Below are 21,692 nucleotides of genomic sequence, written 5' to 3' on the forward strand. Positions count from 1 at the left end.
AAAAGAGCCATAAGTGCATACCGGCTTCTCCAAAACGGTTTTGCCATAGATTCTATCAATGCCCGTCCTGTTCCCTTACCGAATGAACGATTTTCATCATCTCTTTTACATCGATACTATATCTTTTTTCAGAAGTTTCCATTGTCAGCTTTACTCCTCCGCGGCCTACTGAAACTTCCCGGACTTCCCCTTTTTCTTTTATAGCAATATAGCCAAATTCCTTTTTGCTCTCAAACGTTTCCAATACTGTATAATCATTCTTTTGTTCCTGTATCAGCTCATAGGCGGTCCTGCTGCCAGCAGGTTCATTAGGAAGAATAAACAAAAGATAAATCTGATTATCCCGTTTTAAAATCCAATTATTTTTGCCGTCTTTAATCGCCGAGAATCCTTTCGGAAGGTAGATATTGCTTTTTCCCACTGCCGTATTCGATTTTGCCGGCTTTTCCTTCAGTTCTGTACGGGCTGCGTCAATCGCCTTCGCTCTCTCCGTATCTGGATTAGAACAGCTGCTGCATAATAGGCATAAGACCAGTAAAGAATAAATCGCCTTTTTCAATGCCATGAGCTCCTTCCACATTATCCGTATATCTTTTTTTGCTTACTGTCTCCTATTACTCGCCTTTTATGCATTCCGTATATAGAGGATGAAGGGAAGAAAATTTCAAGAGCTAAATAGGCGGCCAATCGAGTAGAGGGAAAATAAGTTAGATTATTTTCGCCCCTCTCACAACACCGGACGTACGGGTCACGTATACGGCGTTTCAATTTATATTACAGTGTGTACTTTTAGATAATGTTCTAAAGCAGAGGGGAGTCCCCTCTGCTTTAGTCTTTTGTTTGAGATGCCCTTTGAACGACCTTTGATAATCCAATAAATCGATATCCTCTTCGACAAAAGGTTAATCCTTTTGCTTCTTCCTCCGGAATTCCTAATTGAACGAGGGATTTGATTTGTTTTCTCGGCATTTTCCATTGTTTCCAGATGATTACCCTTATTCTTGAGCGTAATTTCTGATCTATTCGTTTTATCGCTGACATCATATTTGCGATTCTAAAGTAGTTTATCCAGCCAAATATGACTTGTTTTAGCTTAAGTATTCGGTAGTCTAAAGGGATACTCCAATTTCGCTTGGTCAATCGGCGAAGTTTTCGCTGAAACTTCTGAACTGAATTAGGGTGAGGTCTCACTTGATATCTCTTGCTTTTCGAATCGTAATAGTATCCAAATCCTAAGAATTTCAATTCTTTTGGACGAGAGATTTTGCTCTTTTCGACATTGACTATCAATCCTAACTTCTCTTCGATAAATTTCACGACTGAATTTATCACTCTGTTTGCCGCTTTCTCGCTCTTCACAAAAATTAGAGCGTCATCAGCGTATCTCACAAACTGAAGTCCCCTATTTTCTAGTTCCTTATCCAATTCATTTAACATAATGTTACTCAGTAGTGGACTGAGATTACCTCCTTGCGGAGTCCCAATGGGTGTTTCTTCATATTTACCACTCACCATAACTCCACTAACCAAGTATTTTCTTATTAGAGAGATAACATCTCCATCTTTAATAGTGTTGGATATAATTCTCATAAGTTTATCGTGGTGTACTGTATCGAAGAATCTTTCCAGCTCAATATCCACTATCCACTCGTACCCATCATTCAAAAATTCCAAGCTTTTTATAATGGCCATTTCACAACTTCTTTTCGGTCTAAAGCCATAACTGAATTCACTAAACTGCTTCTCAAATATCGGACTGAGCACTTGATGAATGGCTTGTTGAACTACTCTATCCACTACTGTTGGTATTCCCAATTTACGCATCTTGCCATTCTCTTTTGGAATTTCCACTCTTAAGGCAGCTTGTGGTTGGTATTTTCTTGTTCTGATGCGCTGACGCAGTTCATCCTTATTTTCCTTCAGATATTGCTTTAGTTCATCGACTGTTACTCCGTCGACCCCACTCGCACCTTTATTTCTATAGACCCGCAAGTAGGCTTCATTCATATTTCGATTACTTAAAATCTGTTCTAAAAGTTCCACACTCGTTTCTCCTTTTCCTCTCACGTAGTAAGTGATAGCTCCATTTTTGGTTATCTTTTGAGATACGCTCATATTTTCACCATTAACACATTCGGAGTTCGTCTCTTACACATTCGCGGCGTTGAAACACTATAAATTGTTCAGCCCTTCATGATTTTTGTTTTCACTACTATGGCTTCTGCTGACTTCTTGCGATTAACCTTTTTCGACTATACTATTAGTACATCCGCAAGACCTCCCAGGGTAAGACAACTACCTTTCCTCTTTTACTCGCCTGATTTACTTCCTAAAGTTACGCACATCTTTTGGACTTTGACTTGTCTAGGAGTCTTATCCCTTTATAAAGCCTTCATATCAGATTTCTGTTCGTCGAGTCAAGATTTTATTCCACGCTTCCTCCAGCCCTTACCTCACGATAAACACCTTGCGCTTCCTTAGTGGCTGGTCGATGTGTACCCCCACAGCGGACTTCCACCGCCTAGATAGTTGCCATGCCTGGCACACTAGAAAAAGGCTGCGGAGATCTCCGCAGCCCTATCGTTCATGACTGGATTTTTTGCTTATATTCAAACTGCCCCAGCAGCATTTTTGTGATTTGCAAAAACATATCTGAACGGGTCATTTTTTCATTAGTAAAAACGCCAATGGCGCCCTCTTTCTTTCTAATTCCTGCTTTTTGAGTATATTGGTCCATAATCGGCCCCAATTCTCCTCCGGCTCTAAGCCGGTCCGCAATTTCAGGGGGAAGCAGGATCCTCGCTCCCCCTGCGATAAAGCTGCCGCCGCCGCGTGCTGCCAAGGCGCCCCAATTGCAGATAAATAAACCTTGCTTGCCTTCAGCCACTCCGCCTTCTAGGCCTACGCCAAATTCACAATCTGATTCAAGCAGACACTGCCTGGCTCGGTTCAATGCACCTTCAATCGTTTCATCATCCGAAAACGGCTGATCGGATACACCGCTCGGAACATTCAATTTTATAATTTCAGCGTTATATGGCTCAAAAGCCTGCTGAACTGCCTGTACCTTTGCAGGATTAAAACTTCCGACTGCAACCTTCATAGCCTTCACCCATTATTCCGGATTGTATCAACTGTTGTTTGATCACAAGCACGGACTAGCTTGCCAAGCAATTCTCTGGCCGCTGCATAATCATCCGTATGAATAATAGAAGAATGAGTATGGATGTAACGGGAACATATACCAATAACACTGCTTGGAATCCCTTCATTGGCTGTATGTACCCGTCCGGCATCCGTTCCTCCTGCAGAAACATAATATTGATAAGGGATATTATGAGTCTCAGCCATATCCAGGATGAATTCACGCATCCCCCTGTGGGTTACCATCGAGCGGTCTAAGATCCGAAGCAGCGGGCCTTTTCCAAGCTGACCGAATTCACTTTTCTTTCCTGACATATCATTGGCCGGACTGGCATCCAATGCAAAGAAAATGTCTGGTTTAATCATGCTCGCTGTTGTCTGAGCACCGCGAAGTCCGACTTCTTCCTGAACAGTTGCTCCGGAGTAAAGGGTGTTTGGAAGTGTTTCATCTTTCAGATCTTTTAATAATTCAATAGCCAAACCGCAGCCATAACGATTATCCCATGCCTTGGCCAAAATCTTCTTATCATTGGCAAGTCTGGTAAACTTGCTTGCGGGGACAATCTGCTGTCCAGGCTTAACTCCAATGCGACGGACATCTTCCGCGTCATCCGCTCCGATATCAATCAGCATATTCTTTATCTCCATCGGCTTAGACCGCTGAGCCTCATCCAGCAAGTGCGGCGGAATCGAACCAATTACACCTGTAACAGGGCCGTTATCTGTAATGATTTCAACCCTCTGCGCCATAAGCACCTGATTCCACCAGCCGCCTAAAGGCTGGAAGCGCAGCATGCCATTTTCCGTAATCGATGTAACCATGAATCCAACTTCGTCCATATGTCCAGCAACAAGAACGACCGGTCCTTCTGAATTACCTCTTTTCACACCAAAGATACTGCCCAGCCTGTCTTGTACAATTTCCTCTGAATATTTCTCCAGCTCTCCTCTCATAAATTTCCTTATCTGATGTTCATTGCCTGATGCTCCTGGAAGTTCTGTCAAAGTTTTAAATAATGCTAATGTTTCTTTATCCATTTTTCGGCTCCTTACCTGCTTTTGTCTTACTTTTATTCTACAGAAAATTTTAAAAAGATACCATTTAAAATCTTCATTTAAATTATTTCGTTTTGCTAAGTTTTCTGATTCTACAGCTTTTCTCCCTTTACAAATCATTTTTTTATGATTATAAAAAAGATGGGATACATTTTTAAAAGAGTGCAGATATTAGGCAAGACCTTCATTCTTTTGTATACTAGTAAGGAAGCTAATAATAACCAGGCAATTGGAGGAGATTCTATGAATTGGAAGACGCTATTTCTGGGAATATCAGCAGGATTCGCAGCAGGCTATGCAACAAAGCAAGTTTTGGAGCAGACCGGGAATCACGGGCCTTCTCCTGAAAAAGTATTGTCAACTGTAAAGGAACGAGTCAAAAAAGACGGCAGCATCCACGGTTCATGGATTGTCATGAAACCTGAAAACTATGAAAAGAACGGCCTTGATTATGAAGTATACAAAGGCGGGATCACACGGAATACAGATGGGAAAAGGGAACAATTTGACTTTGTTGCCGACTCATCAACCGGAACAATTCTTGAACTGACTGCAAGACCTGAATAAGCAAAAAGCCGGGGCAGGAGACTGCACCCGGTTCTTTTATGACCTGATTCGCTTAATCTGCTCCGTTATTTCCCTGCCTTCCTCGTTCCATTTTACCGCCCTGAAAAAAGCATCATGATAAAAACTGTACCACGCATTGTGATTCAGTCCATATTTCATCCACTTTTCTTTAGCCTGAATGGAATCCATCGGATAGTCATCGAACGCCAGAACCCATAATACATTTGCATGAGCCTGTGTCGGCATAATGTCTGCCATATGAATCAGGGTTTCTCCGCCGCTTTCCAACAAAATAACAGAGTGTCCGTCACTGTGGCCGCCTGTATGAATCATTTTGACTCCGTCTGTTATCTCTATTTCCTTAGCAAAAGGAATGACCTGATCCTCTATCGCTTCCCAATTTTCTTTCCAATATGTATTGGCCGATCTTATATTGGGATTCCGCATCTCATTCCATTCCACTTCAGAGGTTATAATTTTTGCATGCGGGAAAACGGAATGATAACGGCCTTCTACTGCCTTAGTCAGCCCGCAGGCATGATCAAAATGAAGATGGGTCATTAAAATGTAATCGATTTCACAAGACCGTATGCCAAGCTCTCCTAAATCCGTTATCACCTTAGATTCCTCTGTAACCCCATAGTTTCGTTTTTGCTTGTCAGAAAGCTTCCCTTCGCCTATCCCCGAATCAATCAGCAAATTTAATCCATTTACCTGAACTAAAATAGGATCCGTGCGCAGCTCAATTTGATTATTTTCATTTGAAGGATACTTTTTAGACCAAAGCGGTTTTGGCACCACACCGAACATGGCTCCCCCATCCAGATGTGTAACTCCGCCATTTAACCAAGTCAACGAGATATCTCCAATCTTCATTTTTTCCATTTCATCCCTCCTCCCCCTAAGTGTAACACCGATTACTTAATCTGACTATTCAGACAACATATCACAAAGCTCACCTTTCCGTGTGATCCACATTGTCTGTTTTGAACATAAAAAAAGTATCGAGAAAAACCCGATACTTTTTTTCGGCAGCTTAACGAAACTGTGCTTCCAACCGATAAATTCGATTTCCTTTTTGAGAAAACTTTTCTTCATATTCCGTCATGATATTGCCCTTAAAATCACTGTTATGCAGATCTAAGCTGACATAGCTCAAAAGCATGCCATATTCAGAAATGCTCATAAGAGAAGATTCAAACAAACCTTGATTGTCTGTCTTAAAATGGATTTCTCCTTTTTCAGGAAGAATATCCTCGTAGATACTTAAGAAGGTCTTATACGTCAGGCGCCTTTTGGCATGGCGGACCTTTGGCCAAGGATCAGAAAAATTGAGATAAACCCGGCTGACCTCTGCCTTCTCAAAATAATCTCTCAGATTGACTGCATCTACATTCAAAAGCCTTAGATTCGGCAAATCAGCTTCAATAAGACGATCTAACGCTGATACAATCACACTTTTATATAACTCAATCCCGATGAAATTGACATCCGGATGGGCTTTGGCCATTTCTGTGATAAAGCGGCCTTTCCCTGTTCCTACCTCAATATACAGCGGATGATTGTTTCCAAACACTTCATGCCATTTTCCTTTTCGGCTTTCCGGCTGCTGGACCACATATTGAGGAAAATTATTCAAACGTTCTTCAGCCCATGGTTTATGTCTTAACCGCATGCAGACACCCCTATTTTAAAATATACGTTCACAACATACCATGCAATTGCAGGATCCTGCAAGATGTTTATTTTAACAAAAAACTGCCTGCAGATGCAGACAGTTCAGTCGTTCTCTTTGAATAAAAACAAGCAGCCAGAACATAATACGGTATAAGTCAAACAAGAAAAGGTGATAACATGCCGCTAAACAGCCAATACCAAATTTCCTTATTAAAAGATATATTGAGCAATCAGCAAACCGACTGCTGCGGATCGGTTGCCGAATATGAACAAGTTGAAAGGCTCATAAAATCCCTTATGGTAAATATGGACCTTAATGATCAGGCAAGATCCATGCTGCAGGAAATTTATCATTACAGCCAGCAGGGAAGAAACAGCGGGGATATCGACGCCCACATTACATCCAATCAAGGAAATATCACTCAATGGATGAGTGATATCGGCCAGCTTCAATAATCAGCTTGCCAGTACAGCCTGCAACTTGCGGATCAAAGCATTCATTTCATCTATTCTGTTTTTGGAACGGTGCCATTCGACAGACATAAGAATTTGAGCAATCGTATGCCATTTCATTCTCAGCTCCAGACCTGCGTCCAGCGTCTTCCCGTAACGGGCAAGCCAGCCGGCCCATTCTGAACGCGGAATATAAGAATAAAGCAGCGTTCCCAAATCTATGGCTGGATCGGCAATAACGGCACCGTCCCAATCTATTAAATATAATTCATTCTCTTCAGACATCAGCCAATTGTTATGATTAATATCACAATGACAAACGACCTTCTCATCTGACTCAATTAACAAAAGATGGGACTGAAGGAATTGAATCGCTTCGGAAATGGCTTGAATCTCAGTCAGCGTCCGCTGAAATTGATTTTTCAATTGTGTAAGTATGCTTTCAGGTCTTAATGGAGATTTGCCGATCCTTTTAAGCATGCTTAATAAAGGCTCAGACCGATGAATTTTGTGAAGCAGCTTAGCCACTTTTTCAGAATTCATTTCTTCATGGGTCAATTCCCTGCCAGGCAGCCAATGCTGAGCAGTAATAACATCTCCATTTTCCAGGCGTCTTGTCCATATCAATTTGGGGACCACACCTTCTGCCGAAAGCACGGCTAAAAAAGGAGAAGAATTTCGTTTTAGGAAAAGCTTCTGCTCATCGTTCTCAGCAATGAATGCTTCTCCGGTCGCTCCCCCTGCAGGTGAGATTTCCCACTCCTGACCTAATAAATCTTCCAACTGGTTCACCCTCGATTTCCTCGCTTAGTAAAGAAAACTGGTCACCTGACTCCCATATAGGGGCAAAGCCAGAGACATAGTTGCGTGTATTTCAATTCCGGACGCTAAGAATACAATGTATGTTTTAATTTGTTGAATGCCTATTTTTTGAGCTGGAACAAAAAAACAGCTATTGAGCAATTAAACAATAGCCATTTAATAAATTTTAGTTGAAAAATGGTTTCCCCGTCAAGTCCTATACGCGGATATCTGGCAGAAAACATATACATAACTCCCATCTGAATGGAAATCAGGAGTTCTCCGGACACACAGACGGCATTCAATATCTAAAGCCTTCCTGTTGTCTTCCAAGAGAGAAGCAAGGGGGTCCAGCCGGCTGCAACACCGATTTTCCATTTAAAGATCTTCTTCCCCCTGCTCCCTTAACCCGAAACTTTCTTCTCCCAGCGCGCTTCCTCTGCTTGAAGAAGTGGTTTGGCAATACTCAAGCAAAGATTGCGCCGCCTTTAACTGCTGATGCTTAAGGGGCACTGAACTGCCTCTTAGCTGCTGGAACCAGCCGGGAAAAGAACGCTTATCGAGCAAGGCTGTACCAAAAGGAGCATTTGGATAATCCATATATCCATTTCGGGACAGAACTGCCTTTTTAATCGGCAAATCCACGCCGTACAGTTTCAAAAGCGGAGCAACGATTTTTTCCATCCTATTGACCGCCAATAAGGGATTCAGCACTCTTTTTTCATTCTGGTTGTGCCGTTTCATCCAGAACCTTTCCCCTGTTCCTGTAAAAGCGGCATTTTCTTCCGCCTCTAAAAAAGCAAGACACCAGATTTCTGTAGGTGTGAGTATGATAACATCCAATTCAACCGGCGCCTTTTTCAGGAGAAATACAGGTTTATACAGCACTAAGAATGTGTCTGGAAACCGCTGAAGCAAGAAGCGCAGCTTTTCATCCAAATAATAGACCGGATCTATATAGGAAGTCTCCAGCATCGTAGAGCTTGCCCATTTCATCTGAAAGCGGAGCAGCTGGTTTAAAAAGCTCTTTTTTAAATCCTCAAGATTGGCAGTCCTTCCGGAAAAGTGAAGGGAAAATGGATTTTCCTCCATTGGCTTATTTTCTTCAGGGAGCGGTTCTTTCTCCTTTTCAGCACGCCGCCATTTGCTTGTCATTCTATGGAAAAGACTCTCTTTCTCTATTTCAAGAGAGCCTTCTTCCTTTTCCGCAGTCTCTTGGAAGATGCTTTCCATCTCTCCGGCAAGATAGGCAGCCTTTAACTTTTCCCATTGTTGTGTTTTTAAACGAAGATATTGTGAAGGATATCGGTACATATCCTGTTCATAACGGGAAACATAGTCCTGCAATTTAATAAGCTGTGCCATCTTGTTACCACCTTTAAAAATTTTTAAGCTGAATTTGATGAATGGGCTCATAAGAAGGAGACGCGCCCATATGGGTCTGATACAGAGTTATAGCCGCTGCCTCAAATAAAACAGGCTTAATCCCCGCACGCTCTCTGGCATCCTCTAAGGAGAATGGCTGCTGTCCGGCATATTTTCTTGCCAATGTAATATGCGGGTTGAAGGGACGGCTGTCCAATTCAAAGCCAGCCTGCAAACAGGCCTGATACACGCGATCACGGACTTCCGCCAAGCGGGGTTCCGCTTCCACGCCAGCCCATAAAATCCTTGGCTGCTCCTTTCTGCCGAACAAGCCGATTCCAGCTGTTGTTACTGGAAAGGCTGCTGTATCAGCAAGTGCTGATTCAGTCAATTGTAAAGCCTCTTCTCTTTTTGTATGGGGGGCATCCCCTAAAAAAGCCAATGTAATATGATAATCGGCCGGATGAAGCCATTTTTTAAATGGAAAAACGGTTTTGATTTCATTGGCCTGTTCTTGAAGTTTCATCTTTGTTTTCTCCGGTAAGGTTAAGGCGAAGAAATAATGCGTATGTGTCAAAACTTGCCACTTCCTTTACTCATTTTATTTTACCATATCAACAGGATTCCGCATGTTTCTTATCTTGCCCTTTTTTGCGAATGGAACAGCAAGTAAAATTAAAAATCCCCTTGCAGAGGAAGGGGATTTAGATGTGTCGATTTTTTATTGGTCTTACTTTAGAGGAAGGACCTTGGACAAATACATAACCCTAAATTGATTTCTGTTTCGGGAACTCTCCGGGGAGACTCGCTTTCCCTTGCTGTCCTCCTGGAGACCCCTCAATTTCTATCCATTCATTCACAACGTTCCATTGTTACGATTGGTTCTCATCTCATACTAGAACCTTCTGCTTCTGTCCCAGACTTTTTCCTTTCATATCCTGCCGCACTGCCTTTCAATTTCTTGGCAGAAAGCCTGTTGGAGCTTCTGCGTCAAAGGACCCGTCTGCCCATTCCCAATGATTTTGCCGTCCACTTCAGAGATACCCGTTACCTCTACACCGGTGCTCGTATAAAAAACTTCATCAGCCTTTAATAATTCTTCCATAGTAAAAGCTTCCTCTTGAACAGGAATCTCCAATTTGCCGCAAAGCTGCAGAACCACTTGCCTTGTGATCCCATTTAAAATCAAATTGTTGGCAGGATGAGTTTTAATCGCGCCATTGGCAGCGATAAATACATTAGAAGAACTTCCTTCTGTGACGATATCTCCCCTGTGCTGTATAGCTTCCTCACAGCCTGCTTTAACCGCTTCCTCTTTCGCCAGGATATTGCCAAGTAAGTTAAGGCTTTTGATATTGCAGCGGAGCCATCTGATATCTTCAGCGGTCACTGCCCTTACAGCAGCCTTTTCTCCTTTTGCAGCTGGCATTTCCTTTGTATAGGCCACATACACCGGTTCGACCTGATGAAAAGGAAAAGCATGGCTCCTCGGTGAAACACCACGGGTATATTGAAGATAAATAATGCCGCTCTGCAAATCATTCGTTTTTACAAGTCTCTTCAACTGTTCCATTAATTCCTCTTGTGTATAAGGGATAGATATGGAAATCAGCTCCGCACTCTGAAACAGCCGCTTAATGTGCATGTCTCCGGCAAATAATAAACCATTATAAATTCGTATAACTTCGTATACTCCATCACCAAACTGATAGCCTCTGTCTTCAATATCGATGCGGATTTCGCTTCGGTCCTTCATTTCCCCATTAAGAATCATCTTTTCCATTTCTTTTCCCCTTTACAAATCAAGTCTTCACTTCTTATTTTGCCAGCTCATAGATCGCCCTTGCATAGATGGCAGCAGCCTTCAGCATATCATCAATATCAATATACTCATCTTTTTGATGGGCAATATCCTCACTGCCTGGGAATAGAGGACCGAAAGCTACACCCTCTTTCAGTGAACGGGCATACGTCCCGCCGCCAATAGAAAGTAAATTGGCTTTTTCTCCTGCTTCCTCCTCATATACTCTCTTCAGTGTTTGGATCAGGAAGCTTTCACTGTCCACATGATGAGGAGCTGAATTCCCTAAAGTCTCCAGCTGCAGCTGATGACCGGCAAGCACACTTTTCAGTTCATTCTCTTTCTGTGTCCAATTATAAGTGACTGGATAACGAACCGTAAATCCAATAAACCTATTTCCATCCTTTTGATAACTGAACTTTCCCGCGTTCATGGTCAGATCACCCGTAATGTCATCTGAATAAGCAAGTCCCAGTTTACGTCCGCGGGAATCTCCTGAAATAAATTCGCTGATAAATCCGAAATATGCTCTCGCATGTCCATCCAGCTCCAAACCAGATAAGAAATCAGCAAGAGCAAGTCCGGCATTCAGTCCATTATCAGGCTCCATTCCGTGTGCAGATACTCCCTCCAGCTCCAAAATCACTTTACTGCCTTCCATTTTGGCTCTGCCGGTATAAGAGTACTTCGTCAAATAGTTCTGGAAGCGATCCGCAATCTCCGCAATGCTGTCACCTTCTACTTGGGCAGATGCAAAATCCGGCACCATATTCACCCGTAATCCGGAATGAAACTGAATGACCCGCACAGAAGCCGGGGCATCCTCTTTCAGCGCCGGAGACTGAACAATGTTAAAGTCCCAGATTCCCTTTTCAGCATTAATGATTGGAAAATCAGCATCAGGAGCAAATCCAAGTGTAGGCATTTCCTCCACTTCAAAATATCTGTCCACACAGCGCCAATTAGATTCTTCATCCGTTCCGATAATCATACGCACTCTTTTTTTCAGAGGAAGATCAAGCTCCTTCACAAGCTTCATCGCATAATACGCGGCCATTGTAGGCCCCTTATCATCAATGGCACCTCTGGCAAATATTTTATCATTGCGGATTTCAGCCCCAAATGGATCAGAGCTCCATCCGTCTCCTTCCGGAACAACATCAACATGGCAAAGAATTCCAACAACTTCTTCCCCTTGTCCCATTTCAATATGTCCGGCAACATGATCCACATTCTTGACGGTGAAGCCATCCTTCTCACCAAGGCCCAGCATGAAATCCAGCGCCTCTTTTACCCCTTTGCCGAACGGGGCCTCCTTAGAAGAATTTGTTTCATCTAATACACTTTTGATTTTCAATAAGTTCTGGGTATCCAGCAATAAATTCATTTTGCGTGCTTCTATTTCATTTCTCCAGTTGATTTCCACTCAGCAACACTCCTCTTCCATCCATATTATCATAAACCCGGTTCTTCCTTAGAATATTCCCGTCCATGTTCATCTTTCAAACAGAAAGCCATTTCCCTCTATAAAAAAAACACCTAAAAGATTTAGGTGCAGCAGAAGACTCCGTTTCAGCTTTATGATTTTAGCTTTTCGGCAGGCGGTTCTTCTTAGCTAAAAGCACCGAGAAAATAGCCAACCATATTAAAAATAACACACCAGCTGATGGCACCCGCGCATGTAAAGATCAGGTATTTCCTCTTAGCCATCCCGCTCATTCCGGAAAAATAGCTGGCAAAATGACGGATACCAGGAATAAAAAATGCAATTAAAATGGTCCACGGACCAAATTTATTGAACCATCTTTCCATTCGTTCAAGCCTGGCCGGAGACAGATGGAACCACCTGGAATGCTTCCGGATAAAAGGACGTCCAAGTTTTTTCCCAATAAAATAACTGACAAACATCCCCGTAACAGAACCTAGAAAACTGACCATAATGGCTCCTTCTAAGTTCAAAACAGAAATGGAAGCCAAGTATCCGACAAATGTCATCATTACCTCATCCGGAACAGGCAGACCTATAATCCCCAAAGCAAGCAGCCCATATATCGCGAAATAGCCATAGTGTGCAATCATTTCCTTCGCTATATCCATTCATTTCTCCATTCCAGCTATTCTTTCGTTTAGCTGTGCATTTACTTTACTGCATTCTTATTATTCACAAAAAAAGGGATTTCTTCCTGATTCTCTTCATTTTTCTACAATAAATTTTATCATGTTACATTTCTTTTACAATAGGAAGACTGTAAAAAACCTGACTATTTTCCTAAGTTAAATCCTTTCAATAAACACGTTAGAATAGGATGAAAAGAAAAAACTGCCCTTTTAAAGGAACACGGGAAAATGTATGGAAATAAAATAAGGGAACAGCAGAAGCTCTGAATATGGTCACACTTCCTGTTTAATCAGGAAACGGATAAGGAGGATCTAATATGGAAATGAGAAGGGTCACTGTCGAAACTGACTGTTTCTCTGAACAAAAAAAATTTTACAAAGATACGTTAGGTGCGCCTACAAAGGAAGAAACAGATTCTCAGTTCACTGTCCTCATCGGTTCAAGCGAACTATCCTTCATAAAAACAGAACCGAATAGAAAACCCTTTTATCACTTTGCTTTTAACATCCCAGCCAATCAGTTCGATGAAGCAAAAAGCTGGCTTCAAAACAAAACCTTATTAAATACCGAGGATGGGAAAGATGAGCATTACTTTACACATATAAACGCCAGTTCCATCTATTTTTCAGACCCGGGAGGAAATATCGGGGAGTTCATATGTTATCATTCTCTTTCTCCTGTAAACCACCAGCTTTTTTCCATGAAATCACTGCTGAACCTTTCAGAAATGAGTGTGACAGCAAGTGATGTAAGAAAGGCTGAGCAGACTCTCACCGGCTCCGGCATTGGAAAAGAAGGGTATGATACAGAAGAATTGACCTTCCTTGGCAAAGGCAAAGTATTTCTTCTCTTAGCCCTAGAAGGAAGGCGATGGTTTTTCTCCGATAAAAAGGCAGAGCCCCACCCAGCAGTCATTGAGCTTTCGACCGGACAAATGGTTATTCAGGATGGCAGAGGAAATATACTGGTAAAGTAAATTCCGCTCTATTTATGAAAGCGATTACAAACAAACCTCATAAAAAAGGTCCCTTCCTCAATGAAAGGACCTTCTTTTTAATGGACAAATTTAATTTTATTAAGCGGCCAATAAACAAAATTTGCCTTGCCTACAATTTTATCTTCAGATATTGTCCCGATTTCCCGGCTGTCCAGACTGTTTTGACGATTATCTCCCATAACAAATAATTGTCCTTTTGGCACTGTCGATTCACCAGTGATTTCTTCCAGATTGAAGGAGCCAGTCAGCGGCTCGCCGGCAAGCTCTGATTTGTAAGCATCCAGATAAGGTTCTTTGTAGGCTTTTCCGTTAATATAAAGCGTATCATCTTTATACTCTAATCGATCTCCGGGAAGTCCGATAACCCGCTTGATATAATCTTTTTCCTCAGTAGCATGGAAGACAACAACATCAAAGCGCTCTAAATCCTCTGTATCCTTCTCAAACATATTTAAAATAATTTTTTCTTTATCTTCCAGCGTGGGCATCATCGACTCTCCATCCACTACAATGGGTGAGAATATATATGTACGAATGAGAAACGCCAGAATAACGGCTATGGCAATTGCTTTAATCCACGAAAAAACCTCTTTGCTTTTTTCCAATCCTTGTCCCTCTCTTTGCTTTTTCTATCCCTAGTATATCATACCGGATTGGGAAACATGTCTTTCAGTATACCCAATATAAGACACTGCTGAAACATCCCGACTGGCAACGCGTAACAATAAAAAAAGACCTCAAATGATGTGCACCCCAAAAGTTAGACGAACAATTCTAACTCTTGGGGTGTTTTTTGTGGTCAAATATGATGAAGGATTTAAACAAAAAGTAGTTGACGCTTATTTAGCAGGTGAAGGTGGATATGCTTCCTTAGCTATCAGATTTGGAATTCGAAGTAAAACCAATATAAGAAAATGGGTCAGTGTGTTCCAACAATTTGGCAAACAAGGTTTGGCTCCTAAAAAAGCAATTACGAATTATCCTGTTCAATTAAATTAGATGTCCTAAACTATAAGGTAAGAACAGGAGATTCCCTTGAAGAGGTTGCTAGAAAATTTGGCATTACTGAACCACCTATGATTCTTAATTGGTTGAGAAAATGGCAAAATGAAGGTATTGAAGGGCTCTCTAAATCAAAGGGGCGTCCATCAATGTCCAACAAGCCGAAGAAAAATAAAAATGAAAAGAAAATGACGAAGGAAGAACAATTATTAAAAGAAATAGAATTACTACGTGCGGAGAATGCCTATTTAAAAAAGCTCCGAGCTTCAGGGATAAATATTCCGAGCCGACTGCTAAAACAGAATCCAGGGTCATCCACGAACTCAGAAAAGAATTCAAATTAGCTGTTATCCTTGAAGCGACAGGTTTTCCAAAGGCAACTTATATGTATTGGCAAAAACGATTTGATGACTCCAATCCAGATGAAGAGATTGAAAAGATTATCCAAGAGATTGTAAACAAACATAATGGAAATTATGGATATCGTCGAATGGATATGGAATTACGTAAGAGAGGTTATATCGTAAATCACAAAAAAATCCTACGGATTACCAATAAACTTGGTATTACTTGTACATCATTCACACGTAAATCTCGTAAATACAGCACTTACAAAGGAACTGTAGGCAAGATATCGAAAAACCTTGTAAACCGTAGATTCCATACAAGCATTCCACATCAAAAATTAACAACTGATACATCTGAATTCAAATACTATACGACCGATTCTAATGGGAAGATAATCATTAAGAAGGCTTATTTAGATGCATTTCTAGATATGTTTAATGGTGAAATTTTATCTTTTCGGTTCTCAGAACGGCCAAACGCTCAAGCTATTATGGATGCTTTAGATGAAGCAATTGAAATAACAAAAGACTGTCCCTATCGAACGACTATACACACTGATCAAGGCTGGGGTTATCAAATGAAAAGATATGTAAGGAAACTAAAAGATAACGGTATATTTCAAAGTATGTCCCGAAAGGGAAACTGTCTGGATAATTCACCAATGGAAAATTTCTTCGGGATAATGAAACAGGAAATGTATTACGGTAGAGTTTATAAGTCATTTGAAGAGCTTAAACAAGCAGTAACGGATTATATTTTTTACTATAACAATGAACGGATAAAAGCAAAATTGACTGGCATGAGCCCGGTGGAATACCGTCTTTATACCAGTCAACAAGCTGCATAAATATTTTGGTCTAACTTTTAGGGTTCAGCACAAAACTCAAGGTCCTTTTGCTGCCCATTCTACTCTTTTTCTGGAATTTCGCATGATTCATCCGTACATACTCCGGCTCCATCAGAATCTGAACTGAACATCTGAAGCGGGTTTTCTTCCGCCCAAATTTTATTAAGCGTTGCCAGAAAATGCTCGGTTGGCTGTGCACCCGAAATGCCGTATTTTCTGTTAATAACAAAAAACGGAACCCCTGTAATACCAAGCAAGCTGCCTTCCTGTTCATTTCCGCGCACTTCCGCTGTATATTCCGTTCCTTCAAGAACCTTAAGCGCTTCCGCTTGATCAAGCCCTGCCTCTTTGGCAAGCTCGGTCAGCGTCTGTAAGTCTCCAATATGCCTGGACTCGGTGAAATAGGCCTGGAAAAGCCGCTCGCTCATTTCGTTTTCTTTTCCTTGTGCCGCCGCATAATGCATAAGGCGATGGGCATCAAATGTATTGGTCATCACTGCTTGATCCAAATGGTATTCAAGTCCTTCCGCAGCAGCTTGCTCTGTAAGGTTTCTTTGGGAAGTTTCCACCTGCTCCATGCTCATTCCATATTTTTGAGCCAGAAGTTCATTCATGGACATATTTGGATTTCTTTCAGAATTTGGATCTAATTCGAAGCTCCGGAACTCTACTTTCACCTCGTTCTTATGAGCAAACTGCTCCAAAGCCTTTTCAAACCGGCGTTTTCCTATATAGCAAAAGGGACAGACATAGTCCGACCAAATTTCAACATTCATATTCTTGCCTCCAATTAATCAGTTACAGCACATTATACGGGGACGGCCGGCCCTGGGCAAGCAAACAGCTCGGCAAGATTCGTATGTTATGAAGGAACGAAAAAAGCCTTCCTAATGACGATTATGTTCAATCGAATAGCAAGGCTGCTCAGCTCTATTAAATTTTACGGAGTTTAATGGTTGAAACAGCATGATTGGCGCCTTTTTCTAAGATGAGATCTGCCCTTGTTTTCGTTGGTTCAATATTATGAATTAAATTCACTTTATTAATCTGGTTCCATAATCCAAGGGCTATTTCTTCCGTCTCCTCATCAGAAAGCGTAGCATATTTATGAAAATAAGATGTCGGATCGTGGAAAGCAGTATCTCTTAATTTTTTGAAACGGGCAACGTACCAATCTACCAAATCATCCTTTTCTGCATCAACATAAATAGAGAAATCAAAAAAATCAGAAACGAAGACAGTAGGCAGTGTTTGATCATCCTTCAGTGAAGGCGTTTGCAAAACGTTTATTCCTTCTACGATTACGATGTCAGGCTGATCGATTCTATCGTATTTCCCCGGAATGATATCGTAAAATTGATGGGAATAAACAGGTGCTTCTACATTAGGCATGCCTGATTTAATCTTGGCCAGAAAGGAAATAAGCTCCCTTGTATCATAACTCTCCGGAAAGCCCTTCTTTTTCATCAAGCCTCTTGCTTCAAGAACCGCATTAGGAAACAGAAAACCATCTGTTGTTACAATTTCCACCTTTGGATGATTGGGCCATTTGGAAAGCAAAGCTTTGATCACCCTGGAAGTTGTGCTTTTTCCAACCGCTACACTTCCTGCTACTCCGATAATATAAGGAACCTTCCGTGTATTTCGCCGAAAAAAGGTATCCGTAGCGCCATGCAGCTGCTGAGAAGCGGTTGCATAAAGATTCAGGAGCCTTGTTAAGGGTATATAAATATTGGTCACTTCTTCTATAGACAAATTTTCATTAATTCCCTGCAGTTCTTTTACTTCTTCTTTAGAGAGAGTCATTGGTGTATTAAATCTAAGCTTTGCCCACTCTTCCTTCGAAAAGGTACTGTAAGGTGAATATTCCATCGATAAAGTCTTCATAGTCGTTCCCTTTCAGATTCATATTCATATATCCTATCCATATTACCATTTTAAAGAAATTTGATAAACAAATAAATCTCAATCTTTCTAAAAAGTTAAATAATTCCACCATTTCGTACAAAATCCTGTCCATACTGTTTAATAAAAACAAGCGTGTTTATTCGGCTAAATCCTCCATCGATACCATTCTTTCTATGCATTTCATCCTCTATTTTTTAGATTTTTATTTCCGAGAAAATATAAGAAACGGTCTTATTAAGATTCTGTAAACAATTTATGAAAGTTTTTTCAAGTTATGGATATAATATACCAAAGTGGATATAATTTTTAGTGGACATTCACAGTAATATTCGTGTCTAATTAAACTAACAGGAAAATATACACTGAATTAATTTACTATTTCGTTAAATCGGCACATTTTTCTAGAATTACGGTTGTAAAAGTAGTAAAATGAAGCAAATGGCATCTTGATATCCAAAATGTTTTAGAGGAGTTTCAGGGTGGGTAAAGCAAGTACATGGCGACAGTTTCTGCTGTCCTACATATCGGTTGTTTTCATTAGTTCCCAAAACGATGAAAAAAATTAAGGAGTGATTTTTTGAAACCTTCAACAAATCGCATGTTAACCCGTATTAAATCCGTGTATATGTACATTAGTGACAACGGTACGGTTTCTACACAAGACCTTGTAGAAGAATTTGGCATCACTCCTCGAACAGTACAGCGCGATTTAAATGTCTTAGCTTACAACGACCTGGTCAAAAGCCCAAGCCGTGGCCTATGGACAACAACAAACAAAAAGGTAAAGATGTCATCTTAAAGAAAAGTAAAGAATACTCGATCCACCCTAACGATGTGTATAGAATGAGGCAGACGATGTCTGCCTCATTTTTTTAGTTCTTAGTATACTTCCTGTCCGGACTGAAGCATTTTCAATTCCTCCGGTGTCAGCTCGCGATATTCCCCCAATTCCAGTTCCTCATCTAAATATAAGGTTCCCATGGAAATTCGTTTTAAGTATAGTACACGTTTGCCAACAGCCTCAAACATCCTCTTCACCTGATGAAACTTTCCTTCAGTAATGGTTAATTCAATATCTGATGTAGGTCCCGATTTTAAAATATTCAGTTCAGCCGGCTTAGTCAAGTACCCATCATCCAGTTCTACGCCTTGTCTGAAAGCAGCGGAATCTGCCTCAGTCACTTCTGAATTAATGACAGCAAAATAAGTCTTTGGCACATGCTTTTTAGGTGAAAGCAGCTGATGGGCAAGCTGCCCGTCATTTGTTATCAGCAGCAGTCCCTCTGTATCCTTATCAAGACGCCCTACCGGAAACGGTTCAAACTGTGCATAATCAAGTTCCAATAAATCAATCACTGTTTTCTGATGATGATCTTCGGTCGCAGAGAGAACTCCTTGCGGTTTATTCATCATTAAATAAATATATTCTCTGTATTCGACAGGCACCCCGTGGACTGTTACATGATCCGAATTAGGATCTACATGTTTTTTTGCATCTTTTACAATGACTTCATTCACTTTTACAGCTCCTGCTTTCAGCAGCAGCTTCACTTCTTTTCGGCTTCCGTATCCGGTATTGGCTAATAGTTTATCTATCCTCATGTTCTTCGACTCCTTGACTTCCCGACTGGTATATTTTTTAACCTTTCATACCATCTTCAGTATGGAAAACGATTGCTTCTTAAAACTGCTCGATTGACAACAGCATAAAGCTTTATCAAATGGATAGCAAAGATCGTTTTTTAAAAAAGGCCTTGCCATAATGACAAGGCCTAGTGAATATTGAAGGGATTATTCTTTTTCCCTTCCATTCCTATACTAAACATTTTACTCACTTAATTTTAATTTCTTTCGCAGCCGATCGATCCTGCTTCCTAACACATGGTGCGCTAATTTGGTCTTTAACGTTATTACTGCATAAATAAAAGCTCCAAAGACAGCAGCGATTGCCGTGATCACAACGGCTTCCATCCGGCTTTCCGTATCAAGTCCAAGCATCAAGAGAGCCTTCACTATCCATGTCCCGATCCCCATTATAATAGAAATGATTGTAATCAAAAGGGTGCGTTTAAATACAAGATTATAACGATACCCTGTAAAATAAGCGATCACAAACAGATTCATAATACAGGCGACGAAAAAGCCGAGTGATGTCGCATAGATTGAGCCATCTGTTCCAAAAAATCGGATTAATGGCAGGTTAAGACTTAACTTTACCAATAATCCCATCAGCAGACTTAGTACTGTGAATTTCTGTCGGTTAATTCCCTGCAGGATTGATGCCGTCACAGAAAATAAGGCAAATAAAACGGCAGTTGGAGCATAGGCCTGAAGTACTTCGGCGCCTATCGGATCATGTTCATAAAAAGAGGAATAAATCGGATCCGCAAGAACAGCCATCCCCACTACAGCCGGTATTGTAATAAACAGCAGAATCTGAAAAGCCTGGTCTATATACCGTTTGAACACACTGAAATCCTCACTCACGAACGCTTTCGTAATGGCAGGCAGCAAGGCCATGGAAAAACCGGTGGCAAGCGTCATTGGAATGAGAACAATCTTCTGAGCATACGTATTCAAAATCCCCAAAGAGTCCTCCGCAATTTTCCCAAGACCCCCTGAACTCATTCCCCTTAAAAAGGTAAGGTTATCCACCATCTGAAAAACCGGCATCGCAATTCCAACAAAAACAAACGGAATAGAAGAAATCAGAATTTCTTTATATATAGCCGGAAGAGAGACATGAATGGTTCCCCTGTCCCGAGCCAGCATTTCATCGAAACCCGGTTTATGTTTTCTCCAGTACCAAAACAGAACCAGCAAGCCGCCAAGGGCGCCAATCGTTGCTGCAAACGTCGCTGCTTGGATCGCTTCAACGATGCTTCCATCCGCAATCTTCAAGACAACAAAAACCCCCGCCAGAAGGAAAACGATTCGGACAAGCTGCTCAACAACCTGTGAAATGGCTGTAGGAGCCATTTCTTCGTGTCCCTGGAAAAAACCTCTGATAATACTCATAAAAGGCACTAAAATCAAGGCAAAACTAACAGCCCGTATGACTGATGTTATGTCTTCAACCGGCACTTCTGCTTCCGGTGTCTTAATAAAATCAGCATAAACCGGTGCCAGCATGTACAAAAATAAAAAGGCAAGAACACCTGTAATCATCATAAGCAAGAGGCTTGATTTAAAGAGCCTCCTGCTTACTGCATATTCTTCAATGGCATTATATTTCGAAACGAATTTCGAAATTGCAAGCGGCATTCCGGCCGTTGCAAAACTGATAAACAACGTATAGGGCACATATCCAAGATTATAAAGATATCCGCCGGTCTTTCCTACCATCGCTTCGAATGGTATAAGGTAAAATAATCCTAAAACCTTTGATAACATTGAACCTACTGTTAAAATAAAAGCCCCTTTTAAGAACTTAGATGACATATAATCCCTTCCCGACCATATCAGTTACATTTCACATTTTTTTATCTTATCATATCTCCAGATGGAAAAACGGTATGAAGTTCAAAAAAACTACAATCAGTTTACCTTTTTTGAAGATAATACTCAATTATATATTGACTTATTCTTTCCGGCACTCGCCTTCGCA

22 protein-coding genes and 2 pseudogenes are annotated in these 21,692 nt (G+C 41.1%); 7 read left to right on the plus strand and 17 right to left on the minus strand.

Going from position 1 to position 21,692, the window contains the following annotated elements; genetic code table 11:
• Window positions 1–55 precede the first annotated feature (55 nt).
• The 4 genes and pseudogenes from BQ4305_RS07760 to BQ4305_RS07775 all read right to left on the minus strand — a co-directional run bounded on the left by BQ4305_RS07760 (window position 56) and on the right by BQ4305_RS07775 (window position 4,182).
• The gene (locus BQ4305_RS07760; RefSeq protein WP_199880610.1) at window positions 56–565 is read right to left on the minus strand and encodes a hypothetical protein; all 510 of its coding nucleotides are present in this window, start codon (window positions 563–565) and stop codon (window positions 56–58) included.
• A gap of 204 nt (window positions 566–769) precedes the next feature.
• Window positions 770–2,043 (minus strand): annotated as a pseudogene (ltrA, locus tag BQ4305_RS07765) (group II intron reverse transcriptase/maturase).
• A gap of 541 nt (window positions 2,044–2,584) precedes the next feature.
• Entirely contained in the window at window positions 2,585–3,103 is a 519-nt protein-coding gene (locus BQ4305_RS07770) for a DUF84 family protein (RefSeq protein WP_110927258.1), read from the minus strand.
• Between the two features lie 5 nt (window positions 3,104–3,108).
• Window positions 3,109–4,182, minus strand: a complete 1,074-nt coding sequence (locus tag BQ4305_RS07775) for a M42 family metallopeptidase (RefSeq protein WP_110927259.1) — start codon at window positions 4,180–4,182, stop codon at window positions 3,109–3,111.
• A 261-nt stretch (window positions 4,183–4,443) separates the two neighbouring features.
• On the opposite strand from BQ4305_RS07775, the gene BQ4305_RS07780 reads away from it, so the two are divergent.
• On the plus strand, window positions 4,444–4,767 hold the full coding sequence (locus tag BQ4305_RS07780) for a PepSY domain-containing protein (protein ID WP_110927260.1): 324 nt from the start codon (window positions 4,444–4,446) through the stop codon (window positions 4,765–4,767).
• A 36-nt stretch (window positions 4,768–4,803) separates the two neighbouring features.
• On the opposite strand, the gene BQ4305_RS07785 is transcribed toward BQ4305_RS07780, so the two are convergent.
• Together BQ4305_RS07785 and trmB are read right to left on the minus strand one after the other, a co-directional pair.
• Entirely contained in the window at window positions 4,804–5,652 is an 849-nt protein-coding gene (locus tag BQ4305_RS07785) for a YtnP family quorum-quenching lactonase (RefSeq protein WP_110927261.1), read from the minus strand.
• A gap of 151 nt (window positions 5,653–5,803) precedes the next feature.
• Entirely contained in the window at window positions 5,804–6,442 is a 639-nt protein-coding gene (gene trmB, locus BQ4305_RS07790; protein ID WP_110927262.1) for a tRNA (guanosine(46)-N7)-methyltransferase TrmB, read from the minus strand.
• 179 nt (window positions 6,443–6,621) lie between these two features.
• Here trmB and BQ4305_RS07795 point away from each other — a divergent pair, with 179 nt between their 5' ends.
• Complete coding sequence (locus BQ4305_RS07795; protein ID WP_110927263.1) at window positions 6,622–6,900, plus strand: YtzH-like family protein; 279 nt, start codon at window positions 6,622–6,624, stop codon at window positions 6,898–6,900.
• Here BQ4305_RS07795 and BQ4305_RS07800 read toward each other — a convergent pair whose 3' ends face one another.
• From BQ4305_RS07800 to BQ4305_RS07830, 6 genes are all read right to left on the minus strand, one after another.
• On the minus strand, window positions 6,901–7,680 hold the full coding sequence (locus BQ4305_RS07800) for a phosphotransferase family protein (RefSeq protein ID WP_110927374.1): 780 nt from the start codon (window positions 7,678–7,680) through the stop codon (window positions 6,901–6,903). It lies immediately after the preceding gene.
• Window positions 7,681–8,076: 396 nt separating this feature from the next.
• The gene (locus BQ4305_RS07810; protein ID WP_110927265.1) at window positions 8,077–9,063 is read right to left on the minus strand and encodes a nuclease-related domain-containing protein; all 987 of its coding nucleotides are present in this window, start codon (window positions 9,061–9,063) and stop codon (window positions 8,077–8,079) included.
• Window positions 9,064–9,076: 13 nt separating this feature from the next.
• Complete coding sequence (thpR, locus tag BQ4305_RS07815; RefSeq protein ID WP_110927266.1) at window positions 9,077–9,640, minus strand: RNA 2',3'-cyclic phosphodiesterase; 564 nt, start codon at window positions 9,638–9,640, stop codon at window positions 9,077–9,079.
• Window positions 9,641–9,994: 354 nt separating this feature from the next.
• Window positions 9,995–10,846 carry a D-amino-acid transaminase gene (gene dat / locus BQ4305_RS07820; RefSeq protein ID WP_110927267.1) on the minus strand — a complete coding sequence of 284 codons (852 nt, stop codon included), beginning with the start codon at window positions 10,844–10,846 and terminating at the stop codon, window positions 9,995–9,997.
• 34 nt (window positions 10,847–10,880) lie between these two features.
• Entirely contained in the window at window positions 10,881–12,251 is a 1,371-nt protein-coding gene (gene pepV, locus BQ4305_RS07825) for a dipeptidase PepV (protein WP_407640147.1), read from the minus strand.
• A gap of 224 nt (window positions 12,252–12,475) precedes the next feature.
• Window positions 12,476–12,961, minus strand: coding sequence for a DedA family protein (locus tag BQ4305_RS07830; RefSeq protein WP_110927269.1), 486 nt, complete (start codon window positions 12,959–12,961; stop codon window positions 12,476–12,478).
• 338 nt (window positions 12,962–13,299) lie between these two features.
• On the opposite strand from BQ4305_RS07830, the gene BQ4305_RS07835 reads away from it, so the two are divergent.
• Complete coding sequence (locus BQ4305_RS07835; protein WP_110927270.1) at window positions 13,300–13,959, plus strand: VOC family protein; 660 nt, start codon at window positions 13,300–13,302, stop codon at window positions 13,957–13,959.
• Between the two features lie 77 nt (window positions 13,960–14,036).
• Here the strand turns inward: BQ4305_RS07835 and lepB are convergent, their stop codons facing one another.
• A complete protein-coding gene (gene lepB, locus BQ4305_RS07840) occupies window positions 14,037–14,585 on the minus strand; it encodes a signal peptidase I (RefSeq protein WP_110927271.1) in 549 nt (182 codons plus the stop codon).
• A 190-nt stretch (window positions 14,586–14,775) separates the two neighbouring features.
• Between lepB and BQ4305_RS21835 the strand changes: the two genes are divergently transcribed.
• From BQ4305_RS21835 to BQ4305_RS07845, 3 genes and pseudogenes are all read left to right on the plus strand, one after another.
• A complete protein-coding gene (locus BQ4305_RS21835) occupies window positions 14,776–14,979 on the plus strand; it encodes a helix-turn-helix domain-containing protein (RefSeq protein WP_234396902.1) in 204 nt (67 codons plus the stop codon).
• Window positions 14,970–15,068 (plus strand): annotated as a pseudogene (locus BQ4305_RS21840) (LysM peptidoglycan-binding domain-containing protein); the annotation flags it as partial. The gene BQ4305_RS21835 and the pseudogene BQ4305_RS21840, both read left to right, overlap by 10 nt.
• A gap of 137 nt (window positions 15,069–15,205) precedes the next feature.
• Window positions 15,206–16,177, plus strand: a complete 972-nt coding sequence (locus tag BQ4305_RS07845; RefSeq protein WP_234396913.1) for an IS3 family transposase — start codon at window positions 15,206–15,208, stop codon at window positions 16,175–16,177.
• Between the two features lie 59 nt (window positions 16,178–16,236).
• Here the strand turns inward: BQ4305_RS07845 and BQ4305_RS07850 are convergent, their stop codons facing one another.
• Together BQ4305_RS07850 and coaA are read right to left on the minus strand one after the other, a co-directional pair.
• A complete protein-coding gene (locus BQ4305_RS07850) occupies window positions 16,237–16,953 on the minus strand; it encodes a DsbA family oxidoreductase (RefSeq protein WP_110927272.1) in 717 nt (238 codons plus the stop codon).
• 157 nt (window positions 16,954–17,110) lie between these two features.
• Complete coding sequence (gene coaA, locus BQ4305_RS07855) at window positions 17,111–18,064, minus strand: type I pantothenate kinase (protein WP_110927273.1); 954 nt, start codon at window positions 18,062–18,064, stop codon at window positions 17,111–17,113.
• Between the two features lie 598 nt (window positions 18,065–18,662).
• On the opposite strand from coaA, the gene BQ4305_RS07860 reads away from it, so the two are divergent.
• On the plus strand, window positions 18,663–18,884 hold the full coding sequence (locus BQ4305_RS07860; protein ID WP_110927274.1) for a DeoR family transcriptional regulator: 222 nt from the start codon (window positions 18,663–18,665) through the stop codon (window positions 18,882–18,884).
• Window positions 18,885–18,964: 80 nt separating this feature from the next.
• Here BQ4305_RS07860 and BQ4305_RS07865 read toward each other — a convergent pair whose 3' ends face one another.
• Both BQ4305_RS07865 and BQ4305_RS07870 read right to left on the minus strand, forming a co-directional pair.
• Window positions 18,965–19,687: a pseudouridine synthase gene (locus BQ4305_RS07865; protein WP_110927275.1), complete on the minus strand. Its 723-nt coding sequence runs from the start codon at window positions 19,685–19,687 to the stop codon at window positions 18,965–18,967.
• 225 nt (window positions 19,688–19,912) lie between these two features.
• Window positions 19,913–21,526, minus strand: coding sequence for a putative polysaccharide biosynthesis protein (locus tag BQ4305_RS07870; protein ID WP_110927276.1), 1,614 nt, complete (start codon window positions 21,524–21,526; stop codon window positions 19,913–19,915).
• Window positions 21,527–21,692: the final 166 nt, after the last annotated feature.

The organism is Bacillus massiliglaciei (assembly GCF_900098925.1).
Classification (GTDB): domain Bacteria; phylum Bacillota; class Bacilli; order Bacillales; family DSM-1321; genus Peribacillus; species Peribacillus massiliglaciei.